The sequence below is a fragment of the Streptomyces sp. P9(2023) genome, assembly GCF_032436795.1.
Classification (GTDB): Bacteria; Actinomycetota; Actinomycetes; order Streptomycetales; family Streptomycetaceae; genus Streptomyces.
In genome coordinates this window covers 1-9,810 of sequence record NZ_JAUPWM010000068.1, presented here as the reverse complement: position 1 = coordinate 9,810, position 9,810 = coordinate 1, and the positions used below count along the sequence as shown (strand labels likewise).

The following is a 9,810-nucleotide window of genomic DNA, read 5'->3' as shown; positions in this document are numbered from 1 at the left end:
GCCATGCACCCGCCGGGACCGAGAGGTCACAACCCTACTCGTGAGGGCTGCAGAAGGGATGGTCCTCTAATGAGCGAGGAGAGCACGGTGGACGACGCTCCCGTGGTCCGGGTCGACCGGTCCCTGCTGGAGACCTGGCCGGGGCGCTTCCGCTTCCCGGACGTGCTGATCGGGCTGGTGACGGAGCCGGGACGGGACGGGCCGACGGACGGGCGGAACGCGGAGGGAGACGGGCGGAACGCGGACGGGGACGGGGACGGGGACGGTCGGAACGGGGCGGCGGGGGGCGTCGAGCTCGCCCTCGCCCGTGCGGTCCTCTCCCGCGCCGGGGGCAGGCCGCCCCGTGCCGTGTGCGAGGAGCTGCTTGAGCGGGGCGAGTTCGGCGCCGCCGCGTACGTACGAGTGGACTGCCCGGACCTGAGCGCGCACGAGCGGGAGGCGCTGGGCCGGAAGCTGGAGGCGGCGCGGGCCGCGGCGGGCGAGGACGTACGCCAGCGTGTCCGGGAGCTTGAGCGCCGCGCCGCCGCGGCCGGCGTCACCGCCGACGCGCTCGATGTCGCGGCGCTCGCCGCGCGCGCCCACTCCCGCAAGGCCGCCGCCGACAACGACCTGGGCGCGGCGACGGCCGCACTGGCGCGGCGGCTGGAACCCCTCACCCTGGAGCTGCGCGGCTGGCTCGAACGGCAGGCCGCCGACGCCACCGCGCCCCGCGGCGGGCCGACCGCGAAGCGGGTCGATGCGCTGATCGGGGCCGGTGAACTGGTCGCCGCCCGGACGCTGTTGAGGCGTGAGCCGCTCGGCTCGCCGATCCCCGAGTCCACCACCCCGCTGCCACCGTGGAACCCGCGGTGGGACCCGGACAGGTTCCTCGAGTACCACCTGAATCCGGCGGCGGCCCGGCCCCCGGAGTTCGCCTCCTGGGAGGCCGCCGACGGCGGCAAGGATCTGCTGGCCGCGTACGACCGGCTGCAGAAGGACGACTCGGCCCGGGCCGCCGAGGCGTTCGCCGACGCCCTCAACCGCTTCCTCGGCGCGTCGGGCCGCGGCGGTGTGGCCCGCCGGGTCGACACGAGCCGCTTCCACCAGACGTACTTCGACGGGCTGTTCGGCGCCGAGGCGCTGTCCCGGCTGCACCCGACCGGACGTGTCGACCTGTACGTCGGCGGACCGGGCACTTCGGCCGTGCCGGACCTGCTTGCGGACCAGGCACCGCATGTCGCCGTCGCCCCGGGGCTCACGGCCCAGGACTACACCGACCGCCAGGCCACGGCGGTGCTGTCGCTGCGCGACCTGCTCCGGCTCGTCGTCCTCCCCGACGACCGGGCCGCCGCCCTGCTGGGCGTCCTCGCCCGTCAGTGGCCGGTGACGGCGCTGATCGGGGACCGCGCGGGCGAGCTCGCCGCCGTGCTCGGCGACGAACCGAACACCGCCTGGCGGACGCTGCGCTGGATCACTCACCTCTCGCTCGGCGGCGGCCATGGCGTCGCGCAGGCCATGGAGAACGGCACGGCGATGGATCCGGCGTCGCTACGGGTCATGTTCCGCTACGCCGAACACCGGGCGGTCGCCGCCGGGTCGGATCTGTGGTCCGCGGCGGACGGCGGCTGGCAGCGGGACGAGGGCCTGGTGCAGGCCCTGCAGGAGGAGTTGGTGGCCCGCTGCGGTGGATCGGCCGCCGAGGCGGCCTGGTGGGCGGCGCTGGCCGCGGGCGATCCGGCGACCGGAGAGGTCAGTCCGGAGGACCTCCTCCTCATGGCCGAGGCGTGCTCGGACTGGCCGGAGGCCAGGGACCAGGTCCGCGCGGGTGTCGACGCGCTCGTGGGGCGCGGCCTGCTCACCCGCTCCGGGGACGGGACGGGCGAGCACCTGACGGTGCCACGGAGCGGCGTCGTCCGCATGCTGCGGGCGGGCGCCGAGCAGCAACTGACGGGCTTGCTGGCCCGCCTGGCGCACGCCCGTGACGAACAGCACGCGGACCAGGTGGCGGCGCCGGCAGGCTGGACCGAGTGGGAACGCAACCGCTACGCGACGGTATCGGCGGCGGAGCGCGCCGAGGCGGAGACGGAGCTACGCGACCAGAACCCGGCGCTGCTGGCCGCGACGTCGGATCGTTCGCCCACCGACCTGGCCCCCCTCCTCACCAACCTGACGGCACAGTGCCAGGCCCAGTACCCCGACACGATCCTGGACGTCCGCTGCCCGCCGACCCTACGCGTGGACGTCCCGGAGCCCGTGCTGCGTGCGGTGCTCTACGAGGTCCTCGACAACGCGGCCAGGGTGGTGGCGGGCACGGACGCCGGCCTGGTCCAGATCCTGGCGAAGACGGAGACCCCCGAGGTCCACGTCGAGGTCCAGGACAGCGGCCCGGGCCTCCCCGCCGACTTCCCCGGCCGCAGAATCTTCACCCTCAGCGCATCGGCCCGCCGACAAGGCCGCACAGGAGGCCTCCACCGAGCCCGCCAACTCCTCCGCGCCTTCGCCACCCCGACGACCGAACCGGACCTGGAAGTCTTCCCCTCCTCCCACCCCACCCTCACGGGCGCGGCCCTACGGCTGGTACTCCCGGAGCATGCCCCGTGAGATGCCCGGGGCCGGGTAAGGGCGTACGGGCGAAGCTGGCCATTTCAGGCCATTGACCAGCGGATTTTCGGAAATTGGCGGGTTCACCGCATGAGGCCCTCGGTACGCTCCCCCGTCCGTGCATCCGCCGCACGGGAACACCCAGGGGGACGAAAACGTGAGCACCACCGCTGACCCGGCCGCCGCCGGCCACCACGTCGCCATCGTCGACGACGACCCGCTGCGCGCCCGGCGCGAGGCGCGCGAGCTGCTCGCCGCCCTCACCGAGACCGATGCGCGGGCCGCGCTCGACATCCCGCGTCCCCGGCCCGGGGACGCGGCCGCCAAAGGCGGCCCGGTCACCGATCTGATCGGACTGGTCTTCGGCGGGGGCTCGCTCGTCGCCGCCTGCATTCAGGTCTGGCTGGCCCGCGTACCCCAGCGGAACATCGTCATCACCCGGGCGGACGGGGCGACGCTGAGCGTGTCCGGCAAGGAGGCCCGGGCGGACAGCGAGCTGATCGACAGGTTCCTGGCCGACGGTGTGGCCGGGGCCAGGGCCGAGGACGGCGACGAAGCGGGGCCGGGCGCGCAGTGAGTGACAACGACCGGTACGCCATGCTCATCGGCGTATCCACGTACGACAGCGACCGCTACCACGACCTGCCGCCGGTCCGGGCCGACCTGCACTACATGCGGGCGGTGCTGGAGAGTACCGAGATCGGCATGTACAACGCTTGCGCGATGGTCTCCGAGCCGACCCGCGCCGAAATGCTGTACGCCGTCGAGCAGTTCCTGGAGGAGCGGGAGGCCAGCGAGACGGCGCTGCTCTACTTCAGCGGGCACGGCCAGTTCTGTGAGGCGGACGGTCAGCTGTACTTCCTGACCCGGGACGCCGACCCGGACGACCTGCCCGGCACGGCCGTCCCGGCCGAGTTCCTGGAGCGCATGCTCCAGTCCTGCCGGGCCGCGTCCAAGCTGGTGCTGCTGGACTGCTGCTCCAGCGGATCCGTGGTCCAGGGCTGGACGGCCAAGGGCAGTACGGACGCCGAAGAACGGCCCGAGCCCAGCACGCTCCTGCACCCGACCGGCGTGTACTTCATCACCGCCTCCGACGCACTCCAGACAGCGTCCGCGATGGCACCCGAAGGGTCTTCCCTCGGGACCTCCCGGTTCACCGGGGAGATCGTGGAAGGCCTGCGGAGCGGGCGGATCAAGGAAGGGGGCTGGATCACCCCGGACGACCTCTTCGAGTACCTGACCGCACAAATGGTGCGCAGGGGCGTCCCCGAGGAACAGCGCCCGACCAAGTCCACGATCCGGGCCACCCGTTCACTTCCCTTCGCCCGCTCGGTCGCCCGTCCCGTCCGTCTTCCCGACGCACCACGCGACGCGGCACGGGCCGCCGCCCGGTCCGACGCCTCCCCCGCCCTGCTGAAGGCGCGGCAGCTCGTCGCCCAGGACGCCGGGGAGGGCGTCGACCGGCAGCGGTTGCTGCGGTACTACGCGCACTGCCTCGGCGCCCAGGCGGCGTCCGGCATGCTGCCCGACCGCGACAGCGGCCTGGGCTCCGCCTACTTCCTGCTGGGGCAGGGCCCTGAGACGATCCAGTCCGGGCTCGGCCACTCCTTCCCCGCCCCCGGCCAGTTGCCCAAGCCGAAGTCCACGGGTGCGCGGGCCGACGCGGCCGGACTCCAGGAATATTGGTACGGGTATCCCGCGATCACCCTGCCCGAACGCGGCGGGGACGGCCGCCGGCGGGCGGCGGTGGGGATCGCGCCGCTGCTGGTCCAGCCGATGGAACTCACCCCGGACGAGGGTGGCCGGGACCTGCTGCGTCCGAGCGGGGTCCCGTCCCTGCACACCGGTGTGGTCACCGCGCTGCTGTCCGACGACGAGGCGGCCGAGCTGCTGGCCCGCTGGCAGCCGAGTTGGCAGGAGGGCAACGGCACCCAGATGGTCAAGGCGGTACGGGAGCTCCTGACCGAGCTCGGCGTTCCGGAGCTGGAGCCCCTCGACCTCTCCTCGCTCAGCGACCGGTCCGTGCTGGACTCTCTGCGGCCCGGTGCCCACAACGCCGCCGTGCTGCTTGCACCTTCCGGCATGGAGCGGGTCGCGACGGAGGGTCTGGTCGACAACCTGCTCCAGATGTCGACGCGCGCCGGTCAGATCGCGGGTACCGCGCTGGACGCGCTCTTGGCCGGTGAGGGCGACGGCGGCCAGGGGGATGGGACAGGTCGTGACGTTGCGGCCGTGACGGTGGTCTCCCCGGGGCCGTGCAACGAGAGCCAGGAGCAGGTGATCTCATCGGCGATGACCCGCCGGCTCACCGTCGCGACCGGCCCGCCCGGTACCGGGAAGAGCGAGGTGGTGACGGCCGTGGTCGCGACCGCCGTCGCCGCCGGGCAGTCCGTACTCGTCGCGTCCACGAACAACGAGGCCGTCAATGTGGTGGCCGAGCGGTGCGACGATATCTCGCCCGGCCTTCTCATCCGGACCGGAAACGTGGAAGCCCGGGAACGCGAGGCCGAGAAGTTGGCCCGGCTGCTGGCCGAGCCGGCCGAGGCCCCGTCCCGGGGTGCCGCGACCGTGGCCGGTGAGCTGCGCAACCGCCACGCGCGTACGGCTGCGCTCGAAGCGCAGGCGGCAGCACGGATCGGAGAGGAAGCGCGCCTCCTGGAGCTGGTCCGTGAGCGGGCCCGGCGGGCGGACGGGCTCGGGCTGCCCGTACGGCTGCTGGCGGATGTCCGGGCCGCGGAGGAGCCGGCCGCGCTGGCCCGCTGGGAGGAGCGCGCCCGGAGAGCCGCCGGGGCCGGATGGCTGACCCTCGGCGGGTGGCGCCGCGGGCGGGCTCTCGCAGCCCTCGTGGGTACGTCCGGCGGCGGCGCCGGGACTTCGTGGCCGGCCTGGGCCGCGGAGCGCCCTGCCTCACCGGAGCTGCTGCTCGACCTCGCGGAGACGGTGGCGGTGGAGCGAGCCCTGCGGGAGCTCGTACCGGAGCATCAGGCCTGGGACGAGGACGCGCTGAAGCAGAGCCGGTTGGACAGCGCCACCGCGTCCTCCGAGGTATCGGGGGAGCTGGCGCGTTCCGTGGCCGCCGAGGCCATGGGGCGGGGCCGGTCGCTGATGAACCAGCGGCTCCAGGCGCTGCGCAGGCGCTCGGGTTTCCAGAAGAGCCAGCGCAACCTGATGGCACACCTGAGGGCGTGGGCCGTCAGTACGCACTCGGTGCGCCAACTCGAGCTCGCCCCGAAGCTCTTCGACCTCGTGGTGATCGACGAGGCAAGCCAGTGCTCGATCCCCTCGGTGCTGCCACTGCTGTTCCGGGCCGAGCGGGCGCTGATCATCGGCGACCCGATGCAGCTCGGGCACATCCCCGGGATCAGCCCGGAGCAGGAGCGGCAGGCCCGTGTACGAGCGGGCCTGACCGCCGCGCAGTTGGAGGACCACCGGTTGGCCTACCACGTGTACGCCTCGTACCACGCGGCCGCGCAACATGGTGAGGAGGCGCTGCTGCTCGACGAGCACTACCGGTGCCATCCGCAGATCGCGGACGTGGTCAACGGCTACTGCTACGCGGGCCAGTTGCAGGTCCTCACCGACGTCCGCAGGCAGGTCCCGCCGGTCGATCCGGCGGGAACGGCCGATCCGGCTCCGGTGCTCGGCTGGGTCGACGTGCCGTACGGCGAGTCCGCGGCCGGTAGCGGCGGCCGGTCCTGGCGCAACCAGGCCGAGGCGGACCAGGTGCGGCGGACGGTGGACGAGCTGCTGATCCGGCTGCCCGAGGACGCCACCGTCGGGGTGGTGACGCCCTTCCGCGCGCAGAAGGAGACGCTGGCCCGGGTGTGGGCCGGTAACGACCGGGTCCGGGTCGGTACGGTGCACGCCTTCCAGGGCGGTCAGCGCGACGTCATGGTCCTGAGCCCGGTGGCCACGGACAACACCCCGCCGAAGACGACGCACTGGGTGGCGAGCCAGGTCAACCTCTGGAACGTCGCGGTCACCCGGGCGAAGTCGCAGCTGATCACGGTGGGGAGCCATCACTTCTGGCAGCGACAGGCAGGCCTGCCGGCCCTGCTGGCGGAGCGCTCGACGGTGCTGCGCGCGGACACCTCGGCAGACCAGGAAACGGTCCCCCGGCACTCCCCGGCATCCGGATTCCGCGAGGAACTCGCCGACCGGCTCCAGGAGTACCTCGGTACTCGTGGCATCACCGACCTGGAACGCGCGGCAGTGGTCGGCGGCCACACGGTGGACCTGCTGTTCACGGCGAACGGCGAGAACACGGCGGTGCTCATCGACACGGGCCCCCCACTCGGCCAGACTCCCGCCCGCCACCTGCGCCTCACCCACGCACGCGGTGACCTGCTGCTCGGTCTCCCGTCCGGCGGCCGCGGGGCAAAACCCGCCCCGGTGTCCCATGCGATACGACTCCCTGCCTGGCGAGTACTGTCCGGCCGGCCAATGCTGGACCCCCTCTTCACCTGACCAAGACCGGCGGCGCCGTCCGAGGCACCGCCGACCTCACTCCCCGCCGAGCCCCGCGGAAGACCCCAGCTCAGGCGTCCTTCTTCACCGGCTCCAGAGTCGGCACGCACTCCATGTGGTGCGTCATCGGGAACGCGTAGACGCCTCTCGCCCTTAGAAAACGTGCAGGTCAGAGGCAAATCCTCCTGACGCACGGAGCGCCATGCGTCAAACGTGCGTCACACCCGAAGGCGTGCGTCAGAGGCTCGCTTCCCGTTCTCAAGCCGATCACTGATCGAACCACTGCTGCTGACGGTACCGGAAACGCAGCAGCGTCGGAGGGCGCACCCACAACGGGTGCACCCTCCGACGCTGGGGAGGCGCGGCGTGCAAGATCTACTCGCCTCGACCACGACTACGTTCGGTTACTAGTTGTGTGATCAAGCCGCCGCCGCAGGGATGATCAGCTGGGACTCCAGACGCGTCCAGCCACCCAGCACCGCCTGATGGGCGTCGGGGGCAAGGTGTAATGGCGCAGTCGGGTATCGGAACTCTCCGAATAGCTTCGGCCCCGCGCTGCCGTGTTTGGTGAGTTTCAACATGAGCCTCGGCGGATCGGGTCGGTGGCAGGAGCATCGGATCACAGCAGAGGGCGTGACTCGGGCGCGTGCTTGATGCGGCCCGTTGATCCCAGGTGTGTGTGGTCTCCGGGCGCCGATCTGGACCTCGACGGCGACGAGCCGCCCCTGGTCGTCGCGGGCGGCAATGTCGAGCCGCAGCCGGCCAACAGTTATCTCGTGGCTGCGGAATTCGTGAGCGGAGCACCACTCACCAAGGGGGACTCCACGGCTGGCTACCGGCTCTACGACCAGAGCGACGGCGGTCCCCGTTGCCCCATGCGGAGAGCAAGGCGGACTCGGAAGCAGCGCGGTGGAGCAACCGGCCACGGGTGTCCCCTTCGAGGTGAATAGCGGATTCATGGCCCGCGGGCCTTTCGTTCCTGCGGAACAAATGGTTGAAGAGGGCGATCTTCGCCGTCATGATCCGTTTCTATGCCCTGCGGGCCCTCGGTTCCGGCGGAATGTGGGCTTCTTCCAGTACTGGGACAGGCGTGACGGGTTTCTTGTGAACGCTCACGTAATTCCCCAGCCAGAAGTTCACGTAATGCCCCAGGCGCCCGGTCCGGTCCAGGCGTCTCGGGCCGACGACGCGGCTCGTTAGAGTGCCTGCGTGTCGAAGACCAGCGTGAGTAACGAGACAGGCAACCTGCTCTGCCTCTGGGTGGAGCCGTGGGGAACTGATCACTGGATGCGGCCGGGCGAGGAGTTCACCGTCGTGACCGAGACGGAGCCCGAGGAGTCGCCGTTCAACGTCGTCGTTCATGTTCAGGGCATCACGGTGTGGGTGAACTCAGGAAGCGACGCCGAGGTCTTCGACAAGAACGGCGATCCGGCGCCTTGCGGCCATCAGCGGCCCGCCGACGCCGGATCCTGACCGGCCGGGTCGTCAGGCGAGTGGCTTGACGGGCCTGTCGGTGGGGTTCTTGGGCCGCTTGTTCGGGCGGTAGCTGGGGCCGTTCATGATGACCTGGTGGCTGGTGTTGATGAGCCGGTCCAGGAGCGACTCGGCAACAACGGGGTTGGGGAAGAGGGGATACCAGTCGCTGGGCGCCCGGTTGCTCGTGATGATCAGCGAGCGTCCCTGGCGCTCGGAGACGAGTTCGTAGAGGTCGTCGGCCTGGGCTGCGGACAGCTGTCGCATGGCGAAGTCGTCGAGGATGAGGACGTCGGGCCGGATGAGTTCGCGGATCCGTTTCTCCCAGGTGCGGTCCGCGTGGCCGCCGGCGAGGTCGGCGAGGATGCGGCTGGTCTTGGCGAAGCGGACGTGGGCGCCCTGGCGGACGGCGAGGTGGCCGAGGGCCTGGGCGATGTAGGTCTTGCCGACGCCGACGGGGCCGAAGAGGATGACCGACTCGCCAGCATGCAGCCAGCGCAAGGCTCCCAGGTCACGGATCTGTGCTGCGGGCAGTTTCGAGGAGGCGGTGAAGTCGAACTCCTCCAAGGTGACCTGCTGTTCGAACTTCGCTCGCTGCAGGCGGCGTTGGAACGCGACGGTCTCGCGGCGGGTGATCTCGTCCTGGCAGAGGACCTGGAGGAAGTCGAGGTGGCCGAGCTCGCCGCCGTGGGCCTGGGCCAGGCGGGCGTCGAGGGTCTCCAGCATGCCGGACAGTCGCAGGGCCTTGAGTGACTCCCGCAGGGCGGCGTCCATCACGGTCATCGGGCTTCCACCTCGGCTTCGTCGTGGACCTGGTCGTCGTGGATGTCGTCCGTCGTGTCGGGGGTCGCGACGGTGGCGAAGAGTCGGTCCGGGCCGTGGAGGAAGGCCGCGGCCCCTGCGTCTCCGCTGGTCTCGGGCTCGGGATCGGTCTCGGTGCCGGCGATGAGGATGCCCTTGATGGTGCGGTAGGACGGATCGCCGACCGCGATGGCCCTGGCGCAGGCGGCTTCCAGCCGTGTGTCGCCGTACTTCTTCCGCAGGCCGAGCACCCCCTGGGCAGCGCGGAGCCGATAGAGCACGTTGACCTCCAGCAGCTGGTCGACGACCTCCCGGCAGGCGTCGCCGACCTCGGACGCCTGACTTCGGCACCAGACCGGCGTCCGCATCTGGAAGGCGATCTTCTCCGGCGGATAGTCGCTCTTGTCGGTGCGTTTTCCCTGGTCTTGTGTCCTGAACATGAAAGGGAGTTGGTGTAGGGCAACTTCTGGAAGTGATGCTGTGTGGAAG

At 71.3% G+C, this 9,810-nt stretch carries 5 protein-coding genes and 1 pseudogene; 4 read left to right on the top strand and 2 right to left on the bottom strand.

Annotated elements, in window-relative coordinates; translation table 11 throughout:
- Nucleotides 1-69 precede the first annotated feature (69 nt).
- The 4 genes from Q5762_RS36415 (at nt 70) to Q5762_RS36400 (ending at nt 8,520) form a co-directional block, all read left to right on the top strand.
- Nucleotides 70-2,580 (top strand): ATP-binding protein, encoded by a 2,511-nt coding sequence (locus Q5762_RS36415; protein ID WP_315896617.1) that lies wholly within the window; start codon nt 70-72, stop codon nt 2,578-2,580.
- Nucleotides 2,581-2,737: 157 nt separating this feature from the next.
- Nucleotides 2,738-3,157: an effector-associated constant component EACC1 gene (locus tag Q5762_RS36410; RefSeq protein WP_315896616.1), complete on the top strand. Its 420-nt coding sequence runs from the start codon at nt 2,738-2,740 to the stop codon at nt 3,155-3,157.
- Complete coding sequence (locus Q5762_RS36405) at nt 3,154-7,047, top strand: caspase, EACC1-associated type (protein WP_315896615.1); 3,894 nt, start codon at nt 3,154-3,156, stop codon at nt 7,045-7,047. The genes Q5762_RS36410 and Q5762_RS36405 overlap by 4 nt, the downstream gene beginning before the upstream one ends.
- Nucleotides 7,048-8,256: 1,209 nt before the next feature.
- Nucleotides 8,257-8,520, top strand: a complete 264-nt coding sequence (locus tag Q5762_RS36400; RefSeq protein WP_315896614.1) for a hypothetical protein — start codon at nt 8,257-8,259, stop codon at nt 8,518-8,520.
- 12 nt (nt 8,521-8,532) lie between these two features.
- Here the strand turns inward: Q5762_RS36400 and istB are convergent, their stop codons facing one another.
- Nucleotides 8,533-9,303, bottom strand: coding sequence for an IS21-like element helper ATPase IstB (istB, locus tag Q5762_RS36395; RefSeq protein WP_315896613.1), 771 nt, complete (start codon nt 9,301-9,303; stop codon nt 8,533-8,535).
- Nucleotides 9,300-9,740, bottom strand: a pseudogene (locus Q5762_RS36390) (IS21 family transposase); the annotation flags it as partial. The gene istB and the pseudogene Q5762_RS36390, both read right to left, overlap by 4 nt.
- Between the last annotated feature and the right edge of the window lie 70 nt (nt 9,741-9,810).

What these genes read in the sequence shown, in the direction of transcription:
- Q5762_RS36415 (WP_315896617.1), top strand. Translation starts at nt 70, where the DNA reads ATGAGCGAGGAGAGCACGGTGGACGACGCTCCCGTGGTCCGGGTCGAC.
- istB (WP_315896613.1), bottom strand. Translation starts at nt 9,303, where the DNA reads ATGACCGTGATGGACGCCGCCCTGCGGGAGTCACTCAAGGCCCTGCGA.